Source organism: Christiangramia sp. LLG6405-1 (genome assembly GCF_045055805.1).
GTDB lineage: Bacteria > Bacteroidota > Bacteroidia > Flavobacteriales > Flavobacteriaceae > Christiangramia.
Genome location: NZ_CP159330.1, coordinates 74,559 through 100,745 on the forward strand (window position 1 = coordinate 74,559; position 26,187 = coordinate 100,745).

Consider the following 26,187-nt stretch of genomic DNA (forward strand, 5'->3'; position numbering starts at 1 on the left):
TAAAAATTATAAAGTAGGTCTTGATAATTGAAAGGGCTTAACATCAAAAGATGTTTGATCATTGAAAAAACCATATCTCTCTAGAATGTTAGCTTCTCTATCTAATAATTGCTCCCACTCTTTTAAAATAAACGCCTCATCTGCCCTTTGGACGTCATCCAGAAAAATACTTGCTTGGTCTAAAGTTATTTTTCTTAGAAAAGGAATTGCTGAATACCTAGCATAAGGAGTACTTCCACCAAATGGGCCATCTACTAAAATTAGATCAAATTTTTCCTGACCAGTAAAAGTTTCTTCTAAAATTTGCGTATCATACCAGGTTTCCTGTTCTTCTAGGGAATAATTATCCGAAACTTTTCTAAGTGGAGCATATATTACGCGTACATACTCAGAAATACCATGTTTTTGTAGCTGTCTTTTCATTTCATTTGCCCATTTTTCATCGGATTCCACACTATAAAAAACTGCATTTAATTCCAGGACTTTTAGTAATTTTGCGATATAAAAAGTTGAAGCTCCAGAACCGAATTCAATAATGCATTTACGCTTGTTAATGGCAACATCATTAAGAACGTGAAGAATAGTACTTGGAGAGATTGCCCATCCTGAAAACGGTATAAAAGAACCCTCACTAAAAAGTTGCTTAAGCTGGCTATGATTAAATAAAACCTGTTGATTTTGATGTTGCTGATCCCTTAAAAGTCGGACTCTTACATCTATAAACTTTTTAAGTTTCTTTTTTACTTTTTTAATCATTGAATTTATATTGAAAATTTGCAAGAATCTTACTTTGATTAACTGGTACCTCTATTCCAGTTCGGTAAAACAGACCAGCCTCTACATTGAAACTGAAAGCATTTTGCACCCAGTCACTTACCACACCTTTGGCTCTAATGTGAATTGTAACCAAATAATTACCCCGATTTAAAATACATTTCTCCATTCTAATGGTTAAATTATTTAAAGTTTCATTCTGTATCTTTTCAGCCATATTAGTACTACCCCAGATTAATCTCTGCCCAATATTATCGTCAATTCTAAATTCAATTACAATATCTTGCGCCAGGTATTGACAGGTATTGTCTAATTTCAACTCAATATTTAATGGCCCACCGCTTTTAGGCAGCAGTTGTGTTTTAGCACCATACACAGATACACTCCTTAATTTCACCTCTCCGGTTCCCTTTCTGTCCACCTCTGCCAGATCAATAAAATCCTGTAATTTTTGATTGCTTTCCAAATAGGATCCTATTACTCGGTCTATTTCGCCATCAATACTCAATGAGCCGTTTTTAATGAGTATTCCACGTGAGCATAAATTTTTAATACTCGCCAAATTATGACTTACAAAAAGTACCGTTCTTCCCTCACCGGTAGAAAGGTCCTGCATCTTTCCAATGGCTTTCTTTTGAAACTCGGCATCGCCTACGGCCAATACCTCATCTACCACCAAAATTTCAGGTTCCAAATGTGCGGCTACTGCAAAACCGAGTCTTACCGTCATACCACTGCTATAACGCTTAACTGGTGTATCTATATATTTTTCACAACCAGAGAATGCGATAATCTCATCGAGCTTAGCTTTAATTTCAGCTTTACTCATGCCTAAAACAGCGCCATTCATAAATATATTTTCCCTGCCAGTAAGTTCCCCATGAAAACCGGTTCCTACTTCTAATAAAGAAGCTATTCTCCCCTTTGTTTTAATACTTCCAGTTGTTGGTGCGGTTACCCTTGAAAGAATTTTTAGTAAGGTAGATTTTCCTGCACCATTCTTCCCTATAATTCCTAATACCTCTCCTTGCTTTACTTCAAAATTGATATCCTGCAAAGCCCATACATAATCTTCGGTGGCTTTAGCACTTCTGTCATTTACCCCACCAACTTTTAAATAAGGATCTTCTTTGCCGCGAAGGCTATGCCACCACCTATTTATGTCATGCTGTAAACTGCCGGTACCGACGGTACCTAAGCGGTATTGTTTGGAAATATTTTCTGCTTTTAATATCACACTCATTCTTCCTTTTCTCAGCTCAACAATAGCTATTTACTATTCACTTCTCAACATTCACTCTTACACCGTATCAATAAAGTTCTTTTCGGTTCGATTAAAAATAATTAAACCCAGCAGAAAAAGCACAATTGACACTCCTAACGTATACAAAAAACCAGATAACGTAAAGGTTCCCGTATCTAAAATCATATACCTAAATCCTTCTATTATCTGTGTAAGCGGATTATACTTAACCAGCCAGGCCCAATCGGGCATTTTATTTTCTACTTCAGCTAAAGGATATGGCACCGCCGAGATATACATTAATAACGTTGTAGCGAACCCAACCAAAACGGTTAGATCCCGATATTTAGTAGTTAAGGCAGAAATCGTCATTCCGGAACCAAGTCCTAATAAAGCCATCATTAAGACATAAACCGGGAACAAAATCAAATTAAAATTAGGACTTAAATCAGCGCCATTAAATAAAAAATAGCAATAAAAAATAATCAATATCAGCAACTGGATTCCGAATTTAAACAAGTTGGAAATCACAGTTTTTAATGGCATAATCACCCGCGGGAAATAAACCTTACCAAAAATCCCCGCGTTGGCCGTAAAAGTATTTGAAGTACCAGTTAAGCATTGGTTAAAATAGTTCCATGCCGTGATCCCCGTTAAATTGAATAGAAAAGATGGAACATTCCCTGTAGGAATGCTGGCAATATTATTAAAAACAAGGGTAAAAATTATTGAAGTAAAAAGTGGTTGAATAAAGAACCACAGCGGTCCCAGTATAGTCTGTTTATAAACTGTGACTATATCCCTTTTTACAAACAGGATCAAAAGATCGCGGTATCTCCAAACCTCCTTAAAATTAAGATCTATTAATTTACGCTTGGGAGTGATCTCATAAAGCCAATCGTTTTCTTTCGCTTCGCTCATTATTCAAAATTCCGCATAAATTTTTTCCAGGAAAGTTTTAGTTGAGAAATTCTCGATGGTGCCGCTCCATAATAACCTTTGGCATAACGATTATAACCATAGCCATAACCATAACCATAGCCATAGCCATAGCCGTAACCATACTTTGCACTGTGCACAAAATGATTCAGTACAAAACTGATATTTTTAATCTCTCCCTTCTTAAATTTCTCGTTGATGGTTTCCAGCATTCCTCTTTTGGTATAATCCTGACGCACCAGATACAGTGTAGCATCGGCATGCTTTACCAAATTCAGAGCATCAGCAACCATCCCAATAGGAGGCGTATCCAGAATGATATAATCGTAATTTTCCTTTAATTCTGCTATAAGCTGGTCCATCTTTTCAGTCATTAGTAACTCTGAGGGGTTTGGAGGAACCGGTCCGGCAGTTATCACATCCAGAAATGGAATTTTACTTTTCTGAATGATCTCCTCTGTAGTAGCCTGATCGATCAAATAATTTACTATACCCAGATCGTTATTCAACTGAAAGTCATCAAATATTTTCGGTTTCCTAAGATCCACACCTACTAGTACCGTTTTCTTTTCACTAAGCGCAAAAACAGTAGCAAGGTTCATAGCACAGAAAGTTTTTCCTTCACCAGAAACAGAAGAGGTGATCATTACGGTTTTAGAACCAGTTATACCCTGTCGTTTATACATAAATTGCAAACTGGATCTAAGACCCCGGAAACTTTCGGCAATGGATGATTTTGGAGTTTCGAAGACGGCCAGGTTACTGTTCAATTTACTCCTACCTATAAGCCCAAGAATTGGTATCGTCGATAATCGCGAGATTTCCTGAGCGTTATGGATATTCGTATTCAGGAATACCAGAAGAAATACAAATGTGAGGGGTATTACTCCACCAACTAAAACTGCCATGACATAATTCAACTGTGTATTAGGTCCTATTCTACCTCCTCCGGTATCTTTGGCTTTATCAATCACTAATACATCACTAACATTCGCCGCCCTGATAAGTCCTGCCTCGCTCCTCTTTTCCAGGAACATATTATATGTTCTTTCATTGATGGAATATTTACGCTGAATCTTTAGTAAATCCTGTTCTTCCTGAGGTAATTTCTGTACTTCGCTTTCTAATTGAGAAATCTTAGAGCGTACCTGACTCAATTCTGAATTCAATAAACCTTTTGAGGAATTAATATTCTCCAGGATTATTGATTTTACAGAATTTATTTGACGGTCTATATCACTGAATACTGGGGAATTGTCTTTTAAGGTATACTGGTAGTTCTTTCTTTCTTCAGCTAGCTGAATAATTCGTGATACTCCGCTAGCAATACTACCTTCTGAAATACCAGCCACTGAAGGTGCAGGCACATTGGAATAATCATTTCTGGTTTGTAAATATTCTTCAAGATTATCGTAATAACTTAATTGCCGGCGTATCTCTTCTTTTTGAATATCCAGCTCCGCGAGTTTACCGGAAAGCTGTCCGCTTTCTGCTGATATATCCAGAACAGAATTTTGATTCCGGAAACTATTAAGCTCATCCTCTACTCTTTTCAATTCAGCCGATTGTACCGCAAGACTACTATCTATAAACCTTATCGTCTTAGTAGCAAAAAGGTTCTTTCGTTTGAGCATATTTTCGCTCAAGACTCTAACCGACCCATTTAGGTAGTCCACGATTCTCGATTTATTAAGCCCTGTCTGACTCATAGTTAGAACAGAAGATCCATTTCCATTGGAAATGTTCATTCCGCGATAAGAGCCTACTGCGCCATTGAAATTTGAAAAGCTTATATATATTTTACGATTTAGATCGTAGTTTCCTTCATTCCGCAGAATATAGCCGGAAAAGAAGGGTAAACTAATATGTTCTCCAAATTTATAATTACGATTAAATTCACCTGCTTCTACAGTTCGATTATCAGTTTCCTTAGTTTTGTAATTTGTGCGGTAAAGTGTTTCTGGAATATCTGACTTCAGATTGAAACTATTATCATTTTGCATGGATAGCTCCAAAGTTACATTGTTAGCCTGAAAAGCAGCAGAATCTGCTATGACATGGAAAGGATTCTGACCGTACACATCTACCCGCTGATATTCACCTTGTGCGCGATAATTAATAAAGAATTGCAGTCGCTCTACCACCTCTTCATTATGCGATCGGGATCTAAGAATAGTAACAGCAGTATTCACCTTATCTGAAGTTCCTCCCCAATTAAATGTTAAACTGGTGTTGGAAGTAAAAAAAGGATTTTGATCATCTTTTATAGAAATCGTATTACCTAATTGGTATACAGGTAATTTTCTAACATTATTGTAATAGGCCACTGCAAAGCTAATCCCAATGGAAAGTATAATCAGTTTCCAATAACTAATTACCTTAAACAGAAAACCTTTAAAATCAAAAGTCGTTCCTACATCTGATATGTGATCATCTTCATGCGCCATTATCTGGTAGCTAATAAAATTACAGAGGTAACCACAGAAACTATTGAGAAAACTGTCGTAAAAACTCCTAATCCAGTGGTACCCACACCTAATGCTTTCTGTGGCAAAGGATTGACCACAATCATGTCATTCGGCTGAATATAATAATATGGACTGGCCATTGCCTTGATATTAGTTACATCTATAGTATGTACTTCCTCACCTTGAGGATACTGCCTGATGATCTGTACATTCTCGCGGTCACCGTATTCTTCAATTCCTCCTGCATTGGCGATAGCTTCCATAATTGTGACCTGATCTTTGTAGATTACCTGGGTTCCCTGCCCTATTTCGCCTAAAGTTGTATAACGTATCCCGGCAAGTTTTACGGTAACAAATATGTTTGCTTCTTCCCGGAAGTATTCGTCAAGTAATTTCTTTTCGATCATCTCCCGTACTTCCTTTTCAGTATATCCGAGCACGTTTACTTCACCCATAGTTGGAACCCGAATGTTTCCGTGATCATCCACGGTGAATCCATCAAAATATACTGCTTCCTCTGTAGTTGCATTTGGATTCTCACTTCCTATTGGATTGAACATTCCCACAATATCCTGATCCAGAGCTTTTACTCTAATACTTAATAGATCACCTGTCTGGATACGGTAAGGTTTGCGCAATCGCTGAACCTGAATAATACTGTCCACTTCTTCATCATATTGCTGAAGATAGGACATCTGCTTTGTAGATACGCAGGAGGTTAAGGTTAGTATTGCAGCGAATAAAAACAAAAAAGATTTAAATCGCATAGAGGGCTTCACATTGTTTTAACAAATATAGTTTTTACGAGCAAATAACGAAACTTTGGGGTGGAATTATGTTTTGGTTTATAAGTTGTGGGTTTTGGGTTATAAGTTGTGAGTTGTAGGTTGTCGGTCGATTATTGTGTATGACGGTTTTTTTGTTTGCTGGTCTATAGTTCTTGGTTTGTGGTTTGGGGTTTGTTGTTCTTGGTTTGTGGTTTGGGGGTTTGTTGTTTGGGGTTCTGTGTTCTGGGTTCTGGGTTCTGGGTTTTGGGTTGAGAGTGGAGAGTGGAGAGTGGTGGTCCAAAATGTTTATTAATATCTTATCAGACTATACCGCCCTTCGACAAGCTCAGTGCTGCAAATAACTTGTGAAAAATATTGGTGCTAAATTCATTACTATCCTGAGCCTTTCGAATGATGAGTGATTTTCAGTAAACCTATGCAGTGCATACACACCCGCACTTCGACAGGCTCTGTGCTGCAAATAACTTGTGAAAAATACAGGTGCTAAATTCATTGCCATCCTGAGCTTGTCGAAGGATGAGCAATTTTTAGTAAACCAATGCAGTGCATACAAACCCGCACTTCGACAGGCTCTGTGCTGCAAATAACTTGTGAAAAATACATTGTCATCCTGAGCCTGTTGAAGGATCAGCAATTTTCAGTAAACCAATGCCGTGCATACAAACCCGCACTTCGACAGGCTCAGTGCAACAACCACAAAATAAAATTATGTGGATGATAATAATGCCAGACTGAGTATGTCCTAAGCTAGAATTAACCGCATTCGATCAAAACCCGCACTTCGACAGGCTCAGTGCTACACAGTCCTAATTAAGTGGATTGAGTTAATTCGTTACCATCCTGAGCTTGTCGCAGGATGAGCAATGGCAAACAAGCTGACAAAATAATTATCCATTTTTAACTATCAATAGTCAATTGTCATTTGCCTATCGTACTTTTGAGGCTCTAACGGACAACATAGAACCGATAACAATAATATGAATTACCTTTCAGTAGAAAATGTTGCGAAATCATATGGCGAACGTGTTCTCTTTGAACAAATTAGCTTCGGAATAAATAAAGATCAGAAAGTTGGTTTTGTTGCCAAGAATGGAACAGGAAAAACCAGTTTATTAAACATCCTCGCGGGTACCGATTCCCCAGATGATGGTCAGGTTATCTATCGTAATGACATACGTGTTGCTTTCCTTTCCCAGGAACCTGATCTTGATCCCGAGCTTACCATCGAGCAGAGTATCTTTTCGAGTGAGAATCCGACCTTAAAAGTTGTAGCTCAGTACGAAAAAGCGATGGAAAATCCTGAAGACTCTGATGCTCTTCAGAAAGCCATGGATGCCATGGAAGCCAATAACGCCTGGGATTTTGAAACCGAATTCAAACAAATACTTTTTAAATTAAATCTTGAAGATCTGCAGGCTGTTGTAAAAAACCTTTCCGGAGGACAGAAGAAACGCCTCGCCCTTGCAAGAATGCTTCTTAAAAAACCTGACTTTATCATCCTTGATGAACCTACCAACCACCTGGATCTCGACATGATCGAATGGCTGGAAGAATATTTCAGAAAACAGGACTTTACTATTTTTATGGTGACTCACGACCGTTACTTCCTGGAGCGGGTTTGCAACGAAATCGTGGAGCTGGAAGATGGCAAATTATATACTTATAAAGGAAACTATTCGTATTACCTGGACAAAAAAGAAGAAAGACATCAACAGGAAGCTACCAATACGGACAAGGCTCAGCAGTTGTACAAAAAGGAACTGGAATGGATGCGTCGCCAGCCTAAAGCGCGTACTACAAAGTCCAAATCTCGAATAGAGGATTTCCATGAGATAAAACATCGTGCGGGACAACGCCGGCAGGATCATAAGGTTCAACTGGAACTCAATATGGAACGTCTTGGAAGCAAAATCGTGGAGATTCACAATATTTCCAAGGAACTCGGTGGAAAGCAATTGATGGAAGGCTTCAGTTATAATTTTCTCAAAGGTGAACGAATTGGGATCATAGGGAAAAATGGTACTGGGAAATCTACTTTTCTAAACATGCTTACGGGAAGTCTTGAACCGGATACCGGGAAGATTGTTATTGGTGAAACCGTAAAATTTGGATACTATACTCAGAAAGGTATCAAGATCAAGCCCGGACAGAAAGTGATCGAGGTGATCAAAGAGTTTGGCGATTATATTCCGCTTAAAAAGGGCCGACAGATCTCTGCGGAACAATTGCTGGAACGTTTCCTTTTCAGTAGAAAAAAGCAATATGACTTTGTGGAAAAACTGAGTGGTGGTGAAAAGAAACGTCTTTACTTATGTACTGTTCTTATTCAGAATCCAAATTTCCTGATTCTCGATGAGCCAACCAATGACCTGGACGTTCTTACACTGAATGTTCTTGAAAGTTTCCTGATGGATTTCCCAGGATGTATCATCGTGGTGTCTCACGACCGATATTTTATGGATAAAATTACCGATCACCTCTTTGTTTTTGAAGGTGGCGGTGCGATCACAGATTTCCCCGGAAACTACACTGACTTCAGAGAATACCAGGCTTCTAAACCTAAAGCTGAAAACGTTCAAATAGTAAAGACTTCTGAAGCAAAAGACAAAAAAGAATATAAATCCAGTAGCTCCGGAGCTTCTCTAACCTATAACGAGAAAAAGGAATACAGTAACCTGGAAAAAGAAATCGCAAAACTGGAGAAGAAGAAAGAGAAAATTCAGCAAAGCTTCCTGGACGAACTTAGTGCTGATGAGGTCGCTGAAAGATCTAAAGACCTGAAAAAAGTTGAAGACGAGATCGAAACTAAAACCATGCGCTGGTTTGAATTGATGGAGAAGCTAGAGAGTTAGTTTATTTGTTGTCTGTTGTCTGTTGTCTGTTAAGATAGAAAAATGAAAAGTTATAAAGATCTGGATATTTACAATTTGGCATTTGAATATGCTCTAGAAGTACATGCCATCTCTTTAAAACTTCCAAAATTTGAACTTCATGAACAGGGAAGCCAGATTCGGAGATCTTCTAAAAGCATTAAGGATAATATCATTGAAGGCTATGGCCGACGTACTTATAAGCAGGATTTTCTCAAATATTTAATCTATTCTCACGCTTCGTTGCACGAGTGTTTATCTCAATTAGAAATGATAGATCGCCTCTATAAAATTGAAGGGACAAAAGAACTCAAGGCCAATTATGAAATTCTGGGTGCAAAAATCTATTCATTTATAAAATATGTTGAAAGAGAATGGAAATAGTATATTTTCCTTTTCCATAATTCTTTATTTAGAAACATGAAACGCATAACCTACAACTGAGAACCCATAACCAATTTCATGCTCTTCCAACTCAAAGCCTATATAAAATTCCTTTTAAAGAGTCAGAACGAACACGGACTCCACTCCCCTTTTGTTTATGAGCTGGTGACCAGATGTTTTTATGATAATTTGGAACATTCGGAATATGAATTGATCAAAGAATACCGCAATGATCTGCTTCGGAATAAAGAAATTATCGAAGTAAAAGATTTTGGTGCAGGAAGCAGGGTTTTTAGTTCCAATCAAAGACCGGTACACGCAATTGCCAAAAATGCCGGGATCACCCTATTTCGGGCAAAGTTACTATCCAGGATCATTAAATATCTGAATATCGAGAATGCTCTGGAACTTGGAACTTCTCTAGGATTAGCTTCCGCAGCCATGGCAGCAAACAATTCCACAAAACTTACCACTATAGAAGGTTGTAAAGAAACTGCAAAAATCGCCCGAAAACAGTTTGAAAAGTTTGATTTCAAAAATATTGACTTAAGAATCGATAAAATTGAAAATGTTCTTTCTGATCTAACTGGTACACTCCGAACAACAAATATCGCACAGAAAACTTCAGAGAAATTCGACCTTATTTATTTCGACGGAAATCACCAAAAGCAGGCAACACTGGACTATTTTCACAGGTTATTACCTCTTGCTCACAATGATTCTGTCTTTATGTTTGATGATATCCACTGGTCTGCTGAAATGCAGGAAGCCTGGAAAGAAATTATTGAGCATCCGAAGGTTCGGGTTTCGATCGATACTTTTCAATGGGGTTTTATATTCTTCCGAAGTGAACAGGTAAAAGAGCATTTTACGATAAGGGTGTAACAAATTAGTTGAATCGCCGTCAAACAAGCGTAAATTAAAATCCATGAGTAAAGTAATCGAAATTCGCAGCATCACCAGAGATTTCCCTTTAGGGCAGGAAGTCGTAAAAGTTCTAAAAGGTATCGATCTGGATATTGAACGAGGTGAATATGTCGCGATCATGGGACCTTCAGGTTCCGGAAAATCTACTTTAATGAATCTTCTGGGCTGCCTGGATACTCCAACTTCCGGGTCTTATATTCTGAATGGAAAGGATGCCAGTAAGATGAGTGATGATGAACTTGCGGAAATTCGGAATAAAGAAATTGGATTCGTTTTTCAAACTTTTAATTTACTTCCCAGAACTACCGCTTTGGATAACGTGGCTTTACCAATGGTTTATGCCGGAGCGACAAAATCTCAACGTAAGGAACGTGCTGAAGAAGTACTTCGCAGCGTGGGACTCGGTGACCGGATGGATCATAAACCCAATCAGCTTTCGGGTGGACAGCGACAACGTGTGGCAGTTGGACGTGCGCTGGTTAATAAACCTTCCATCATTCTTGCAGATGAGCCAACCGGAAACCTGGATTCAAAAACTTCCGTAGAGATCATGAATCTTTTTGATGATATTCATGCTGCAGGAAATACTGTAATCCTGGTTACTCACGAAGAAGAGATCGCCGAGCATGCACACCGGGTAATCCGCTTGAAAGATGGTAGAATAGAGACCGATGAACGCAAAAAAGTGCATACTCCAACAGTTTAGATTAGATTTTTCAGGTTTTTTGTAAATTTAGATCTCTAAACAAATCTTATGATCGATCTTGATAGGGAAACCTGGCTATACCTCCTCATTATTGTAGCCATTCTCGCATTTTTTCTATGGAATTCCAACCGTAGTAAAAAAATTAAAAAAGAGCGAAAGAACAGGAATTTCAGAAAACGTTATCACGAACGCAAACGAGAGCAGGAATCTGATACTCTTTAATCTTTTCTGAATGTTAAGCTCTCCGCTTTATTTTTCTTAGCTCCTCGAACTTCGTACTTTTATCCTGATAAAAAATTGCAATGAAAATATATACCAAGACCGGGGACAAGGGCTCCACTTCTCTATTTGGAGGAACCAGGGTTCCCAAACATCATATACGTATTGAAAGCTACGGAACGGTAGACGAGTTAAATTCACATATAGGTCTTCTAAGAGATCAGCCCGTAAACGATAGCACCAAGCAGTTACTAATAGAAATACAGGACAGATTATTTACTATTGGAGCGGTGCTGGCTACAGATCCTGAGAAGGAAAAACTTAAAAATGGCAAGGATCGCTTGAACATTCCTAAAGTATCGGATACTGATATTGAAAAACTGGAACATGCGATCGACGAGATGAATACGGAGTTGCCTGAAATGACACATTTCGTATTGCCTGGCGGACATCAAAGCGTGTCATTCTGTCACATAGCACGTTGTGTTTGTAGAAGAGCTGAACGTATTTCTACTGCCTTATATGACATAGAACCATTTCAGGATCAGGTTTTAGTTTATTTAAACCGACTTTCAGACTACCTGTTTGTGCTGGCACGGATGTTGTCTCATTCTTTGCAAGCTGAAGAAATTCAATGGATTCCAAAAAAATCCTAAATCAATTAGATTTTCATCATATTCATTGTGAATAATGCAAATAATGATCGAAATCTTTATGTTCTTATCATTATTGAGTAAATAATAGATTTTTTTCTTGGCTATTAGAGCAAAAAAATTATTTTTGCCAAAATTTAAAACCCGATTAATCAATGTATTGGACTTTAGAATTAGCATCTTATTTAAGTGATGCACCCTGGCCGGCCACCAAAGACGAGTTAATAGACTACGCAATTAGAACAGGAGCACCGCTTGAAGTTGTCGAAAATTTACAGGCAATAGAAGATGAAGGTGATTCATATGATTCTATTGAAGAGATCTGGCCGGATTATCCAACAGATGAAGATTACCTCTGGAATGAGGATGAATATTAAAATATAACACGTAGAAATTAGGGAAAAGTCTCAATCATGAGGCTTTTTTTTTGCGTAAATTTGAACCCCTTAAATAAAAAAACCACTATGAGTTTTTTAAATACCGTATTAAAAGCTTTCGTTGGAGATAAATCCAAGAAAGACGTAAAATCGATTCAACCCATCGTTGATAAGATCAAGGCTCTTGAGTCTAAGTTCGAAGCGATGAGCCTGGATGAATTGCGTGCAAAAACATCTGAATTTAAATCTCAGATCTCTGATGCTACTAAAGAAGTTAGAGATAAGATAGTAGCGCTAAATAAGGAAGCTGATGAAATTGATGATATCACCCGTAAAGAAGATATCTATGCTGAAGTTGATGCGCTTAAAGATAAATCTTACGAGCTTTCTGAATCAGTACTCAATGATATCCTTCCGGAAGCCTTTGCAGTAGTTAAGGAGACAGCTAAACGTTTCTGTAATAATCCGCAATTAAAGGTTCAGGCCTCTGCTTACGATAGAGAACTTTCTGCAGAAAAAGATTATGTAAATCTTGAAGGTGATCACGCCATCTGGAACAACTCCTGGGATGCAGCCGGAAAACCGGTAACCTGGGATATGATCCACTATGACGTTCAGCTTATTGGTGGTGTCGCTATGCACCAGGGTAAAATTGCAGAGATGCACACCGGGGAAGGTAAAACTCTTGTGGCGACTTTGCCAGTTTACCTGAACGCACTTACCGGAAACGGAGTGCACCTTGTAACTGTAAACGACTACCTGGCAAAACGTGATAGCGCCTGGATGGCTCCTATCTTTCAGTTTCACGGTTTAAGTGTAGACTGTATCGATTACCACCGTCCAAATTCTGCCGCTCGTAGAAAAGCTTATAATGCTGATGTTACATACGGAACCAACAATGAATTCGGTTTTGATTACCTGAGAGATAACATGTCTCATGCTCCCGATGATCTGGTACAACGCCCGCATAACTATGCGATCGTGGATGAGGTGGATTCAGTATTAATCGATGACGCCCGTACTCCATTGATCATTTCTGGTCCTGTACCTAAAGGTGATACGCACGAGTTTATGGAATTGAAGCCTGCGATTGCTAATATCGTAGAAGTTCAGCGTAAATATCTTGTAAAAGTACTTGCAGAAGCTAAGAAACTGATCAAGGAAGGTGACGCCAAAGAAGGTGGTTTCCAACTATTGAGAGTATATCGTGGTCTTCCGAAGAATAAAGCATTGATCAAATTCCTGAGTGAAGAAGGTGTTAAGCAATTATTGCAGAAAACCGAGAATCACTACATGCAGGATAATAATCGTGAAATGCCAAAGGTTGATGCCGAGCTGTATTTTACGATCGAAGAAAAAAGCAATCAGATCGATCTTACCGATAAGGGGATTGAGTTTCTTTCCGGAGAAAATGATCCTGACTTTTTCGTAATGCCTGAAATTGGAATGGAGATCGCGAAAATTGAAAAAGAAGGTCTTTCTGCCGAAGAAGAAGCTGAAAAGAAAGAAGAACTATTCAGAGAATATTCAGTAAAAAGTGAACGTATTCATACGCTTCGCCAGTTACTAAAATCCTATACCCTGTTCGAAAAAGACACAGAGTATGTAGTGATGGATAACAAAGTAAAGATCGTAGATGAGCAAACCGGTCGTATCATGGATGGTCGTCGTTATAGTGACGGACTCCACCAGGCAATTGAAGCCAAGGAAAATGTAAAGATCGAAGATGCGACACAAACCTTTGCTACGGTAACGCTTCAGAATTACTTTAGAATGTACCGCAAACTTTCGGGGATGACTGGTACCGCGGTAACTGAGGCTGGTGAATTCTGGGAGATCTACGAACTTGATGTGGTGGAAATTCCAACCAACCGACCTATTGCCAGAAATGATAAAGAAGATTTGGTTTATAAGACCAAACGTGAAAAATATAACGCGGTGATCGATCATGTGACCGATCTTTCGAATGCGGGCAGACCGGTACTTATTGGTACTACTTCCGTAGAAATTTCGGAATTACTCAGCCGTATGCTGAAGCTTCGGAATGTGCCTCACAACGTATTGAACGCGAAACGTCACAAGCAGGAGGCCGATATTGTTGCTGAAGCTGGTAATGCCGGTATCGTAACCATCGCTACTAACATGGCTGGTCGTGGTACCGATATTAAACTGAGTAAGGAAGTGAAGGAAGCTGGTGGTCTGGCGATTGTTGGTACCGAGCGTCATGATTCTAGACGTGTGGACAGGCAGTTGCGTGGTCGTGCCGGTAGACAGGGTGACCCGGGTAGTTCACAGTTCTATGTGTCTCTTGAAGATAATTTAATGAGATTGTTTGGTTCTGAAAGAATCGCCAAACTAATGGACCGTATGGGTCTGGAAGAAGGTGAAGTTATTCAGCATTCCATGATCTCCAAGTCTATTGAGCGTGCTCAGAAGAAAGTAGAGGAAAATAACTTCGGAGTTCGTAAGCGTTTGCTGGAATATGATGATGTGATGAACGCGCAGCGTGAGGTGATCTACAAGCGTCGTTACCATGCTCTATTCGGAGACAGGTTACGTGTGGATCTTGCCAATATGATCTTTGATATTTCTGAAAATATTGCTGAAACAAATAAAGGAGCTGAAGACTACAAAAACTTCGAATTTGAACTGATCAGGAATTTCTCAATGAGTTCTCCTGTTTCTGAAGAAGAATTCAAGAAAATGACGCCTCAGAAGCTAGCTGGAGAGGTTTACAAGGCTGCATACATTCATTATGACACCAAGATGGCTCATAATGCTGAACGTGCATTCCCGGTCATCAAACAGGTTCATGAAGATGAGCGAAATAACTTCGAGCGTATTTCTGTTCCTTTTACAGATGGCACGAAAACATTGAGCGTAGTTACTAATCTTCAGAAAGCTTATGAAACTGAAGGAAAGCAGTTAATTAAAGATTTCGAAAAGAATATCACCCTCGCCATTATTGATGAAGCCTGGAAGACTCACTTAAGAAAAATGGATGAGTTGAAGCAAAGTGTTCAATTGGCTGTACATGAGCAGAAGGATCCATTGCTTATTTATAAGTTCGAAGCTTTTGAACTTTTTAAAGCCATGCTGGAAACTGTAAACCGTGATGTGATGTCCTTCCTATTTAAAGGAGAAATCCCAACGGCAAGCGTTCCTAATATTCAGGAAGCAAAACAGGTTCAGCAAAAAGAGAAAGTTGAAACCAAGAAGGAAGAAATCCCGAATATGGATGAACGTGCAGCTCAAAGCCGCGCGGTCGGTAATACTCAGCGTAAACCAGAGATCACTGAAACCATCACTAGAGACCGACCTAAAATTGGTAGAAACGATAAGGTTACTTTGAAGAACGTCTTAAGTGGTGAAACTAAAGCCATGAAGTTCAAACAAGCAATTCCACTCCTAGATAAAGGAGACTGGGTTCTTGTAGACGAATAGTACCTGTTCTTATATATAAAAAAAGCCTGATGTTTTACTTCAGGCTTTTTTTATGCATTTGCATGATTGAATTGTTCTATGGATGGATTAGCTAAAACAGAGTAAATAACCGCACTTCGACAGGCTCAGTGCTGCATACCGCTGACCAATAAATATTATTTCAAATTCGTTGCTCGACCGAGCTTGCTAATGGTGGGATTACAAAAACTATTGCCATCCTAAGCCTGTCGAAGAATGAGTAATCGCAGAAACCATATTTAAATTAGATTTATTCAGGTTTCCCAAATTGCGAATAGTTTTTTGAAAGTTTCTGCAACTTTTCCCAGTCTTTCAGAATTAAGGCAATTTTCTTTTTCCTGCTCCATCCTTTCAATTTCTTTTCCAGGTCTAAAGCAATATTTGGATCTGTAAATTGTTGCGCCCACATTAATTTCACAGGTCTTCTGTTGAATGTATATGCATCCTGAAATTTTCCTGAATTATGTTGTAATAATCTTTCTTCCAGATTGGAGGTCATACCTACATAATAGGAGTCATCCTTACAATTTAATAGATATACATAATATAACTTCATGTTTATAATTTTAAACTTCTACAGGTTCTATGCTACAGACTATCTTCAGAAATTGAAATTAATATAAACAGGTCACTCAGATACATTTGAAAATATAATTATTAATGGATATTATGTTTTAGTAACACATGCCAGACTACGGAGCTTCTCCATGACATGACTTTCAAGAACAGAACAAATTTGACTGCACTTCGACAAGCTCAGTGCTGCAAACTGCTGACCAAGAAATATTATTTTAAATTGGTTGCTCGACCGAGCATGACAAAGGCTGGATTACAACAACTATTGCCATCCTGAGCCTGTCGAAGGATGAGCAAATAGTAAGGTGAACTGCATTAGAATCATACTAATAAAACTTTCATTATTACTCGTACGAGTTTATTGAATGCTTGAATATCAAGACCAGAACAAATCAAACCACACTTCGACAGGCTCAGTGCTAAATACTGCTGACCAGAAAATGTTATTTTATATTAGTTGCTCGACCATGCATAACCAAAGCTGGATTACAAAAACTATTGCCATCCTGAGCCTGTGGTAAGGATGAGCAAATAATATTATAGGCTAAATTAGAACCAAACATATAACCCTTGCATAATAACCAGTATGAAGAGCTACTCCATAGTTGAATCCATCAAGAACATAACTAATTAAACCACACTTCGACAGGCTCAGTGCTACAAATTGCTGATTAAGAATAATTACTTTTGATAGTGTTGCCTCCTGAGCCTTTCGAAGGATGAGTAAAACATGGGATGTCTACATCAGATTCAAACATAAAATACTTTCATGATCACTTGCGGGAGCTTGTCGAAGACTGGATTAAAGTGAACTAGCAAAATTGAAACCGCACTTCGATAGGCTCAGTGCTGCAAAGTGCTAAAAAGGATTGTTTACTTGTGAGAGCGTTACCCTGAGCCAATCGAAGGCAGGATTATAATAACGCTATTGCCATCCTGAGCCTGTCGAAGGATGAGCAAAATATAGGATATCTACATCAGGATCAAACATATAATACTTTCATGATCACTAGCGGGAGCATGTCGAAGACTGGAATAAAGTGAGCCCGCACAATTGAAACCGCACTTCGACAGGCTCAGTGCTGCAAAGTGCTAATCAAAAAATTATGCTTTTGGGAGTGTTGCCATGCTGAACACATCGATGGCCGGATTATAGCAATGCTATTGCCATCCAGAGCATGTAGAAGGATGAGCAAATAGCAGACTCGTCTACGTTGGAACCAAACTTATAAAACTTTGATGATTACTAGCCGGACTTGATCCAAAGCTGGAGATAGCCATATCAATACAAGCATAACCGCACTTCGACAGGCTCAGTGCTGCAAACTGCTTATAAATATAGTTTCTGGAGAATTATCTGATGTGATGTTTGAGAAGTTCCGATTTTTTTGAAAGAACACTCTCCAAAAATCAAGTCAGTTACCCTTATTAGCATGAGATTTTAAAACAGGTTTCTGATTTCTTGTCATGTATTTTTTAGTAATTTTAACAAAATAAATCATCAGTATGAAACGCTTCGCGATCGAAATTAAATGGGGAATAATCTTCAGTGTAGTATCCCTATTATGGATGTATCTGGAAAAGGCCCTGGGCTGGCATGATGAACTAATTGCCAAACATGCCATTTACACAAATTTCTTTGGTATTGTAGCGATCGCAATTTATGTATTCGCTTTGCTTGATAAAAGAAAGAATTTCTTCGAAGGTAAAATGAACTGGTCTCAGGGATTCATTTCTGGAATTGTCGTTAGTATCGTTGTAGCCGTCCTAACTCCGCTGGCGCAGTATATCACTCACGCTTTCATCACACCGGAATACTTTCCGAATATCATAGATCATGCTGTTGAAAGAGGCAGTATGACTCGTGAGGCTGCGGAAGAATATTTTAATCTTACTTCCTATATACTTCAGTCGTTCTTCTTTGCGCTAGTCGTTGGAGTGGTGACCTCAGCCATTGTTGCGCTGTTCGTTCGAAGAAAATAAATTGCTAGGTATATAATTCCGAAAAGAGGCTTCTAAATTTTTAATAATAGATTAGGATCAGGACAATTCTGCAAATAATCTTCAAGCTCTTCTTTTCGAACCACCCCTGGATAATCTGCTAACTTGCCCTGCATATCTTTGATGACCTGAAAATGCAAATGTGGTGCATAATCACCATTTTCAGCATAATCTCCTAGTTCAGCAATTTTATCACCTTTTTTGAACTGCATTCCTGTTTCCAAATCTTCCAGAGAGGCACGGGACAAGTGTCCGTACAAGGTGAAAAACGACTGACCATCAAAATGATGCTCTAAGATTATTGTAGGTCCGTAATCACCAAAATTTGAATTATCCTGAAAGCTATGTATCTGGCCATCTAGCGGAGTTATGATATCTGAATAAGCAGGAACCCAAACATCCAGCCCTATATGAATATTTCTATTCGAACTCGAATGATTGAACAATTCACTACGGTTATACAGAGTTCTTAGTTCATTATAACCACCATACGCAGCTTTGGCCGATCGGTTTCTCAAATATTCATCTATAAAAACCGAAAAAGCGGCAGATGATGCCACTTCCAGTTTCAGCAGATCTCTGTTATTTTGTGAGAGATCAATATATTCATAGTCTTCCTGTGCATACTCTCCACCTATAACCGGGGTAAATTCTGAAGTAAGACCTTTAATAAATTTGGAAAATTCCATCATTGCATTCAGCTTAATAAGCCAAATGTAAGGGCTTGATTTTAATTTATCAATACATCGCTATAATTTGCCTTGATCGTGATATTACCGCTTCCATCTTTCGACTTGAAGTAACCATTCAGCATCTCGTTATCATAGGATTTTGTGGATTTCAAGTTCATGCCGGCTGGGTGCTTAATATTGCTTTGCATTCCATTAAAACTGAAATTAAAAGCAGTTTCAGGCACACTGAGTTCCAGATCGCTATTTTCCAGACTAATGTTCAGATCCTGAAATCCCGAACCAAGATTTTTAATGTCCAGCTTTCCAAAACTACCACTAAGCACACCAGTTTTTTGAAGTTCATTGATCACCACATCGCTACTGTTAGACTCCAGCTTGATACTCACCGCCTTGTCTATTATACAGTTCTTCACAAATTCTGTTGAAAGCACTCCATAGTCCCAGTAAGCGACTTTCACCGGTGTGTACGCCGCCTTTACACGTGTATCTTTTCCGGTGAGTCTATTGGCTGAAAGCCGACTGTGAGACAGATCGGCTTTCAGGTTTTTAACTGTACTTCCAAGCTTTAATTCTCCATGACGAACGTTCAGTTCCAGTTTTGCATCCTTCGGAATTTTGATCCTGATGGTTTTCTGATTTTTCGATGAAACTCCGTCACTATTTCCAGTAAACATATGTCCGCCATTGGCCTCCATATTAGCTTCGAACTGTTTTCCGAAGTTTTCTCCCCAGGCTTCCATTTTCTTTCCGAATTTCTCACCCCAGGCTTCCATGTCTTTTTCGAAATCCTTGCCCCAGGCTTCCATCTTCACTTCATATTCTTTTTCCCATTCTTCAGAATTCTTCTCAACCTCAGCAGCCCACTTCTCCATCTTCGCTTCGTATTCCTTGCCAAACTTTTTGTCCATTTTAGACTCCCATTTTTCAAGGTACTTGTCACCGTCTTTTTTATAAGCGCTATAATCGAATTTCATTTCCTCCATATCATCAGCAAAACCTTCCGGTAGCGGATTTTGTGCAATATTAGCCAATAAAGGCCCCACTAGTTCATTCATCATAGGTTGCAGCATTTCCGGCAGCATAGACAATGGCTCTTCAAGTCCTGAGAGGTCCAGGTCAAGATTCATGTTCATATTGGTGTTACCTCCTCCACTGGATTTGATCTTTACACGATCACCATTTTTCGAGGTTTTTACCTGCCAGTTTTCCAGTAGTTCTTTCCTAGCTTTTTTGTTACCGGAATTTCCATTTAGATAGGCTTCCACGGCAACCTCGTTCTTATCCCAGTTCTCTACAATGATATTGGTATACCTGGAATCCAGTTCCACGGTCACATTTGCTGAAGTCTTATAGGAATTCCTCAGTTTGCTTGTTTGAGCAAACGATCCTGCCGTGATAAAGAGCAGCATCAATAACATATATTTATGCTTGATAGTTTTCATTTTTAAGGTCTTTTGATTGTTCGATTTCATCTAATTTGTTCTTCAATTTCTTCAGAAGATCCAGTCGAAGCTGCAAGTTCGCGATCATAGCTTCCACTGTTTCCTCATTCAAACCAGTCTCCTGAATTTCCGCGTTAAGTGCGATGTATTCATCATTCAGAGTTTCCAGTTTTCTCATAAATGCATCTATAAGTTCTTTATTTCCTGGTGTCATGTCCAGTTTAGCCAATTGAATATTCAAACTGGCCATATAATAATCTTCGATCTTTTTAAACTCAGGGGAGACATCGCTCAACCTATAGTCGGTACCGGGAACTTCTTCACTTTCTACTTTTTCTTCGGAAGGAGTTTCCACAATTTGCGGTGAGTTCACTGTTTCAGCTTCGTTATTACTGAAGTATAAGAATGCTCCCACAGCAAGTGCGATCATAAGTCCTGCGGCTATCTGGAGGAAATAAAAATTGTTCTTCTTTTTCTCCACTGGCATAGCCTTATTCAATCGATCTTCAAAGCGTTGTTGGTGCCCTGACTGAAGTTTCTGTTCTTCCTGTTCCGGTTTCTCCTGAAACATTTTCCTAATATCCTGTCCCATGACTCAAGTATTTTAATTCTTCCTGCAATTTCTTTTTTCCTCTATGCACTAGAGTTCTGGATGCCACCTGGGTAATATCCAGGATTTCGCTTATTTCTTCATGATCGTAGCCTTCCACTAAAAACAACATCAAAGGATACCTGTATTTTTCGGGCAGCTCCTGCATTTTCAATTTCACTTCTTCTATCCCGATCCCGTCATCCACCTGCCAGTCATTCTCTTCTTCTACGGTACCAAGCGTTTGCTCGTTGATGGCTACCAGTTCCAATTTTCTTGCCTTGAGTTTGTCCAGACATTTATTGATCACGATCTTCTTTAACCAGGCACCAAAAGTGACCTCGCCATTGAATTGATGTAACTTAGAGAAAGCTTTGATAAATGCTTCCTGCATGGCATCCTCGGCCTCCATCGTATCCTTCATAAATCTCAACGCCACATAGTACATCCCGTCACAATATTTGTTGTACAGCTTCAACTGGGCCCTGCGGCTGTTGTTTTGGCAAGCTTCTAATAGCTTATGCTGTATCAATTTGATTGGTTTTTGATGGGTTAGTTCATTCTAAAGACGAACCAATAAAGTCCGCGTTGCAAAAATTCCGAAATTTATTTCACAATCGCTCTATATTCTTACATTTAAAGCGATTAGCGCAAGTAAACCTTATGGCAGGTTTATTGGATAGGTTATAATAAATGCTAGAAAATGAACTCTAAACTAAAAACAGGCTTGAGTATTGCCGGAGGATTGATCATCGCTGGTTTGCTTACAATGCTTATAATGAGATATACTACGAAAGCTCATAGCCCTGAGGATGTTGCTACCTATAAGCAGAACGGGATAGAACTGGAGGTTTTCTATAACCGGCCTTACAGGAAAGATCGCGAGATCTTCGGTAAACTTGTACCTTATGATGAAGTATGGCGAACCGGTGCAAACGAAGCAACAACTTTTGAAACCACTTCAGATATTCTAGTGGATGGAAGTCTATTGAAAGCTGGAAAATATACTCTCTGGAGCATTCCGAAGCAGGATAGCTGGAAAGTGATCTTTAACGATCAAATGTATCCATGGGGAATAGATATGGATAAGAAGGCGTATAGAGATCCGCAATTTGATGCTTTGGTATTGGAGAGACCAGTTGAGAAATCTTCTGAAATTACCGAGCAATTTACTATTTCCTTTGAAGAAGCCGGCGACTTTATTTCCATGGAACTTGTCTGGGATCAGGTAAAAATAGAGATACCTATAAAAAAAGAAGAGACGCCTACAGGCGCCTCAACTAATACGATTATATCTGGATGATATTAATCTTCGTCCAGCATCAGGTTTAAAGTAACATCAATGTTATCTCTGGTAGCTCTGGAATAAGGACAAACTTCGTGAGCTTCATTTACCAGCTTTTCACCAGTTTCCACATCAACTCCCGGAATGTAAGTATCCAGAATTGCAGAAAGCTGAAGATTTCCAGAATCTGTCTGACCCAGTTTTACTGTAGCTGTTACGCTATAATCTCCAAGATCGATCTTGTGCTGTTTTGCAACATGCTCCAAAGCACTACCATAACAAGCGGAGTATCCCGCTGCAAATAGTTGTTCCGGGTTAGAATAGTCTCCACCTTCACCACCAAGGCTTTTAGGTTTTCTCAATTCCATATCCAGTATACCATCTTCACTACGAGTATGCCCGTTACGACCTCCCTGAGTAGTGACTGTAGTTTTATACAAATTCTTCATTGCGTAAAATAATTTAAGTAATTTAGTTTTCTCCAATATACCAAGCATTTAAAGATGCCTGAAAAAGCTAGTCATAATTTTCTCATAAAAATTACCGCTTCATTTTGAACGAACATCAGCATAAGTCTGCGCTAAGCGAATCTCAAAGCAATAATTCCTCAGGAAATGTTAGTGCAGAATCTGCCCGAAGAATAAGAGATTCCCGCCGCAAAAAATCTTCGGAAAAATCTTTGCTGAAAGATTTGCTGAAAGGAAATAAGACTGCTTTAGGAAGAAGTATCACTTTGGTGGAAAGCAATCAACTGAAGCATAAGGAAATGGCTGAAGCGATCGTGGAAGGAGCATTGCCTCACGCCAAAAAATCGATTCGCGTTGGAATTACCGGAGTTCCCGGAGTTGGAAAAAGTACTTTCATCGAAAGTTTTGGTTCCTATCTTATAAATCAGGGAAAAAAGGTTGCTGTTCTAGCAGTGGATCCCAGTAGCTCCGTATCTCACGGAAGTATCCTGGGAGATAAAACCCGCATGGAGAAACTGGTCACTCAGAAAAATGCCTTTATTCGTCCTTCGCCAAGTGGAGATTCTTTAGGTGGTGTGGCTCGAAAAACCAGGGAGAGCATTCTGCTATGTGAAGCAGCAGGCTTTGATGTCATTCTTATTGAAACTGTTGGTGTTGGACAGAGTGAAACGACAGTTCATAGCATGACCGACTTCTTTCTACTTCTGAAACTGGCTGGTGCCGGTGATGAATTACAAGGAATTAAACGCGGCATCGTAGAAATGGCAGATGCTATTGTGATTAACAAGGCTGATGGCGAGAATCTGAAAGCTGCCCGTGAAGCAAGACTTGAATTTAAGCGTGCGCTTCAACTGTACCCTCCAAAACCGAGTGAGTGGAAACCACAGGTACAATTAATTAGTGCACTATACGAAAAGGGAATTTCCGAAGTATGGGAAATGATCACTGAATTTAAAAGTTCCACCGACAAAAACGGTCATTTTGAACACAACAGGCAGGAACAGAACAAGTTCTGGTTATTTCAGAGTATAAACGATCACCTGAAAAGTCAGTTTTACAACGATCCTAAGGTTAAAATAGAACTTGAAAGGCAACTCAGACTGATCGAAGAAAATAAAACTACTGCATTCACTGCTGCCCGTGCATTGCTGAAATTATCCTAATCCTTCAGAAACTTCAGAAAAAGATATTTCCTTAGTGCATGGAATAAGAATCCAAAACTTATTCCTATCAAAATCCCGGTAATTACATCTCCCGGATAATGTACTCCCAGATAGATCCTGCTATAGGAAACTACAAGAGCCCAGATACTCAATAATAAAAGCATTTTCGGATACGCTCTTCGGAATAAAAGTCCGAGGAAAACAGCGACACCCGTTGAATTTGCAGCATGAGCAGAGAAATAACCGAACCTGCCACATCGTTCTGCAACGTACCTGGCGTATTCCATGACTCCTTCCTGCCGGCATGGTCTAGGTCTTTCAAATCCATGTTTAAACAAATTTGCCAGCTGATCTGTAGCTGTAATGAGCAGTGTTACCACTACCATCGTAAGCAGCGTGGCTTTCCATCCGAATTTTCTAAATATCAAATACAGCAATAGCGCATATAACGGAATCGCCATCCATTTATCACTAATCGCGATCCAGAGCCAGTCCCACTCTTCTGCACCCAGGTTATTGAGATATAGGAAAAGTTCTTTGTCCAGGGCTACTAATTTCTCCATTTAGTTCTCTTCGTACCTGCTTACTTCGCGGTCATAAAATTCAGAAGCATCTTTAATGATGCCTTCCATTTCACCAGATAATTCCTTTTCATCCTCTTTATCAAATTCTTCCAGCCATTCTACTTCGTCGTCTTTAAGATCGATAACAAAGCGTGGAAATTCGGTATGAACCACAAAAATAGATTCAGGATAATCGGTATTATCACCTAATATGAACTTTGGTAATTCCATAGTTTACGTGTTTAATTTTGCTTCTTTAGTTTTAATTAATTTTCGGCTTAGATAATTGAATCGGAAATATAACATAATTGCTGAAGCCGTTAAACCAGCCAGTAAACCAAGCCAGATTCCCATACTACCAAGTCTTTCTGGCTGGCCGTAATAAAAACTTACCGGAAAGCCGATGATCCAGTAAGCGATAAAACAGAATACGGTGGGGATCTTAACATCCTGCAGTCCTCTTAAAGCGCCAAGGATCACTACCTGTATACCATCGCTCAATTGAAATAAGGCTGCTATCACCAGTAATTGTGCGGCAAGTGAGATCACTTCAGCATTATCTATATAAAACGTTGGTAAAATATCCTTCAGCAGTACAAATAAGAGTGCGAATACAGCTTCAATAAGGAAAACCAACAGGAAGATCGATATTCCTATTCGTCTTAATTCCCTGTATTTTTTTAATCCTACCTGATTGCCGACTCTAATAGTTGCTGTCACACCCAGACCAACTGCAATCATAAAGGTCATGCTTGCCAGGTTCAGAGCGATCTGATTTGCAGCCTGTGGATTCGTTCCCAGGTTTCCAGCCAGAATGATCGTCCCGGTAAAGATAGCTACTTCGAAAAGCATCTGTAAAGCTGTCGGAAATCCTAGGGATAATAATCTTTTAAAAATGCTCCATTTCAGCATTTCCTTTTTAGACCATTTAAAGTACTCGGCAAATTTGGATTTCCTACGGAGGATCTCCCAAACGGACCAGAGCATAAAAAATCTTGAAATAAGAGTTCCCCAGGCAGCTCCTTCAAGCTCCAGTCGTGGAAAGATCCATATTCCATAAATAAGTATATAGTTGAAAATAACGTTCACCACGTTCGCCAGTAAGGTCGCATACATCGCATACCTGGTTTGTGAGAGTCCGTCTGCAAATTGTTTGAACGCCTGGAAGGCCATTAATGGCAACATGGAAAGAGCCACAATATTAAGATACGGAATAGCCAGATCCACTACCTCTGGTGGTTGATCAAGGTAATACAGCAGAGGTTTTGCGATAAGCAGAATGATAAATAAGAACAAACCATTCAGAGTACACAGAATAAGACCGTGGTGGAAATAGCTTCGACCACCTTCTACATCATTAGCACCATCGGTTTCAGCAATGAGCGGAGTAATAGCAAAACTAAAGCCGATACCCAGAGACATTGCAATGAATACCAGGGCATTTCCCAGGGAAACTGCGGCCAGTGGAGCGGCACCCAATCTCCCGATCATCAAATTATCAACAAGGCCTACCATGACATGCCCCAACTGCCCAAGCATCACCGGATAGGCGATGTTCAGGTTTTTACCGAATTCTTTCGTATAAGCTGATAATTGCAA

The 26,187-nt window shown here is 39.2% G+C and carries 25 protein-coding genes; 11 read left to right on the forward strand and 14 right to left on the reverse strand.

Annotation, left to right across the window (positions count from 1 at the left end; genetic code table 11):
* Positions 1-6 precede the first annotated feature (6 nt).
* Genes ABVM50_RS00355 through ABVM50_RS00375 form a run of 5 tightly spaced genes read right to left on the reverse strand, consistent with a single transcriptional unit; the run spans position 7 to position 6,191 of the window.
* Positions 7-756, reverse strand: a complete 750-nt coding sequence (locus tag ABVM50_RS00355; RefSeq protein ID WP_405199464.1) for a class I SAM-dependent methyltransferase — start codon at positions 754-756, stop codon at positions 7-9.
* Positions 749-2,017, reverse strand: a complete 1,269-nt coding sequence (locus ABVM50_RS00360) for an ABC transporter ATP-binding protein (RefSeq protein ID WP_405199465.1) — start codon at positions 2,015-2,017, stop codon at positions 749-751. The genes ABVM50_RS00355 and ABVM50_RS00360 overlap by 8 nt, the downstream gene beginning before the upstream one ends.
* 57 nt (positions 2,018-2,074) lie before the next feature.
* Complete coding sequence (locus ABVM50_RS00365; protein WP_405199466.1) at positions 2,075-2,938, reverse strand: ABC transporter permease; 864 nt, start codon at positions 2,936-2,938, stop codon at positions 2,075-2,077.
* Complete coding sequence (locus ABVM50_RS00370) at positions 2,938-5,403, reverse strand: polysaccharide biosynthesis tyrosine autokinase (protein WP_405199467.1); 2,466 nt, start codon at positions 5,401-5,403, stop codon at positions 2,938-2,940. The genes ABVM50_RS00365 and ABVM50_RS00370 overlap by 1 nt, the downstream gene beginning before the upstream one ends.
* Entirely contained in the window at positions 5,403-6,191 is a 789-nt protein-coding gene (locus ABVM50_RS00375; RefSeq protein WP_405199468.1) for a polysaccharide biosynthesis/export family protein, read from the reverse strand. The genes ABVM50_RS00370 and ABVM50_RS00375 overlap by 1 nt, the downstream gene beginning before the upstream one ends.
* Before the next feature lie 998 nt (positions 6,192-7,189).
* On the opposite strand from ABVM50_RS00375, the gene ABVM50_RS00380 reads away from it, so the two are divergent.
* The 8 genes from ABVM50_RS00380 (at position 7,190) to secA (ending at position 15,792) form a co-directional block, all read left to right on the forward strand.
* Positions 7,190-9,064 (forward strand): ABC-F family ATP-binding cassette domain-containing protein, encoded by a 1,875-nt coding sequence (locus tag ABVM50_RS00380; protein WP_405199469.1) that lies wholly within the window; start codon positions 7,190-7,192, stop codon positions 9,062-9,064.
* Between the two features lie 42 nt (positions 9,065-9,106).
* The gene (locus ABVM50_RS00385) at positions 9,107-9,466 is read left to right on the forward strand and encodes a four helix bundle protein (protein WP_405199470.1); all 360 of its coding nucleotides are present in this window, start codon (positions 9,107-9,109) and stop codon (positions 9,464-9,466) included.
* A 78-nt stretch (positions 9,467-9,544) separates the two neighbouring features.
* Complete coding sequence (locus ABVM50_RS00390) at positions 9,545-10,351, forward strand: O-methyltransferase (RefSeq protein ID WP_405199471.1); 807 nt, start codon at positions 9,545-9,547, stop codon at positions 10,349-10,351.
* A gap of 43 nt (positions 10,352-10,394) precedes the next feature.
* Entirely contained in the window at positions 10,395-11,099 is a 705-nt protein-coding gene (locus tag ABVM50_RS00395) for an ABC transporter ATP-binding protein (protein ID WP_405199472.1), read from the forward strand.
* A gap of 48 nt (positions 11,100-11,147) precedes the next feature.
* Positions 11,148-11,321 (forward strand): hypothetical protein, encoded by a 174-nt coding sequence (locus ABVM50_RS00400; RefSeq protein WP_405199473.1) that lies wholly within the window; start codon positions 11,148-11,150, stop codon positions 11,319-11,321.
* 80 nt (positions 11,322-11,401) lie between these two features.
* Positions 11,402-11,974: a cob(I)yrinic acid a,c-diamide adenosyltransferase gene (locus ABVM50_RS00405; RefSeq protein ID WP_405199474.1), complete on the forward strand. Its 573-nt coding sequence runs from the start codon at positions 11,402-11,404 to the stop codon at positions 11,972-11,974.
* Positions 11,975-12,126: 152 nt separating this feature from the next.
* Positions 12,127-12,348 carry a DUF2795 domain-containing protein gene (locus tag ABVM50_RS00410; protein WP_008272287.1) on the forward strand — a complete coding sequence of 74 codons (222 nt, stop codon included), beginning with the start codon at positions 12,127-12,129 and terminating at the stop codon, positions 12,346-12,348.
* An 87-nt stretch (positions 12,349-12,435) separates the two neighbouring features.
* The gene (gene secA / locus ABVM50_RS00415; RefSeq protein ID WP_405199475.1) at positions 12,436-15,792 is read left to right on the forward strand and encodes a preprotein translocase subunit SecA; all 3,357 of its coding nucleotides are present in this window, start codon (positions 12,436-12,438) and stop codon (positions 15,790-15,792) included.
* Between the two features lie 268 nt (positions 15,793-16,060).
* Here the strand turns inward: secA and ABVM50_RS00420 are convergent, their stop codons facing one another.
* Positions 16,061-16,366: a GIY-YIG nuclease family protein gene (locus tag ABVM50_RS00420; protein ID WP_405199476.1), complete on the reverse strand. Its 306-nt coding sequence runs from the start codon at positions 16,364-16,366 to the stop codon at positions 16,061-16,063.
* Positions 16,367-17,892: 1,526 nt separating this feature from the next.
* Between ABVM50_RS00420 and ABVM50_RS00425 the strand changes: the two genes are divergently transcribed.
* On the forward strand, positions 17,893-18,369 hold the full coding sequence (locus ABVM50_RS00425) for a DUF4199 domain-containing protein (RefSeq protein ID WP_405199477.1): 477 nt from the start codon (positions 17,893-17,895) through the stop codon (positions 18,367-18,369).
* A 32-nt stretch (positions 18,370-18,401) separates the two neighbouring features.
* On the opposite strand, the gene ABVM50_RS00430 is transcribed toward ABVM50_RS00425, so the two are convergent.
* From ABVM50_RS00430 to ABVM50_RS00445, 4 genes are read right to left on the reverse strand one after another with little or no spacing between them, the layout of a single operon-like run.
* On the reverse strand, positions 18,402-19,079 hold the full coding sequence (locus ABVM50_RS00430; protein ID WP_405199478.1) for a peptidoglycan DD-metalloendopeptidase family protein: 678 nt from the start codon (positions 19,077-19,079) through the stop codon (positions 18,402-18,404).
* A gap of 38 nt (positions 19,080-19,117) precedes the next feature.
* On the reverse strand, positions 19,118-20,521 hold the full coding sequence (locus tag ABVM50_RS00435) for a hypothetical protein (protein WP_405199479.1): 1,404 nt from the start codon (positions 20,519-20,521) through the stop codon (positions 19,118-19,120).
* Positions 20,502-21,113 (reverse strand): hypothetical protein, encoded by a 612-nt coding sequence (locus tag ABVM50_RS00440; RefSeq protein ID WP_141878452.1) that lies wholly within the window; start codon positions 21,111-21,113, stop codon positions 20,502-20,504. The genes ABVM50_RS00435 and ABVM50_RS00440 overlap by 20 nt, the downstream gene beginning before the upstream one ends.
* Positions 21,097-21,558: an RNA polymerase sigma factor gene (locus ABVM50_RS00445; protein WP_405199480.1), complete on the reverse strand. Its 462-nt coding sequence runs from the start codon at positions 21,556-21,558 to the stop codon at positions 21,097-21,099. The genes ABVM50_RS00440 and ABVM50_RS00445 overlap by 17 nt, the downstream gene beginning before the upstream one ends.
* 255 nt (positions 21,559-21,813) lie before the next feature.
* On the opposite strand from ABVM50_RS00445, the gene ABVM50_RS00450 reads away from it, so the two are divergent.
* Positions 21,814-22,413 (forward strand): DUF2911 domain-containing protein, encoded by a 600-nt coding sequence (locus tag ABVM50_RS00450; RefSeq protein ID WP_405199481.1) that lies wholly within the window; start codon positions 21,814-21,816, stop codon positions 22,411-22,413.
* Positions 22,414-22,415: 2 nt separating this feature from the next.
* Here the strand turns inward: ABVM50_RS00450 and ABVM50_RS00455 are convergent, their stop codons facing one another.
* Positions 22,416-22,844: an organic hydroperoxide resistance protein gene (locus ABVM50_RS00455; RefSeq protein WP_141878455.1), complete on the reverse strand. Its 429-nt coding sequence runs from the start codon at positions 22,842-22,844 to the stop codon at positions 22,416-22,418.
* Between the two features lie 101 nt (positions 22,845-22,945).
* Between ABVM50_RS00455 and meaB the strand changes: the two genes are divergently transcribed.
* Entirely contained in the window at positions 22,946-24,025 is a 1,080-nt protein-coding gene (gene meaB / locus ABVM50_RS00460) for a methylmalonyl Co-A mutase-associated GTPase MeaB (RefSeq protein WP_405200671.1), read from the forward strand.
* On the opposite strand, the gene ABVM50_RS00465 is transcribed toward meaB, so the two are convergent.
* The 3 genes from ABVM50_RS00465 to ABVM50_RS00475 are packed head-to-tail and all read right to left on the reverse strand — an operon-like array spanning position 24,022 to position 26,187.
* Positions 24,022-24,588, reverse strand: a complete 567-nt coding sequence (locus ABVM50_RS00465) for a phosphatase PAP2 family protein (protein WP_405199482.1) — start codon at positions 24,586-24,588, stop codon at positions 24,022-24,024. The genes meaB and ABVM50_RS00465 overlap by 4 nt on opposite strands.
* Entirely contained in the window at positions 24,589-24,819 is a 231-nt protein-coding gene (locus tag ABVM50_RS00470; protein WP_141878458.1) for a hypothetical protein, read from the reverse strand.
* Positions 24,820-24,822: 3 nt separating this feature from the next.
* Complete coding sequence (locus ABVM50_RS00475) at positions 24,823-26,187, reverse strand: MATE family efflux transporter (protein ID WP_405199483.1); 1,365 nt, start codon at positions 26,185-26,187, stop codon at positions 24,823-24,825.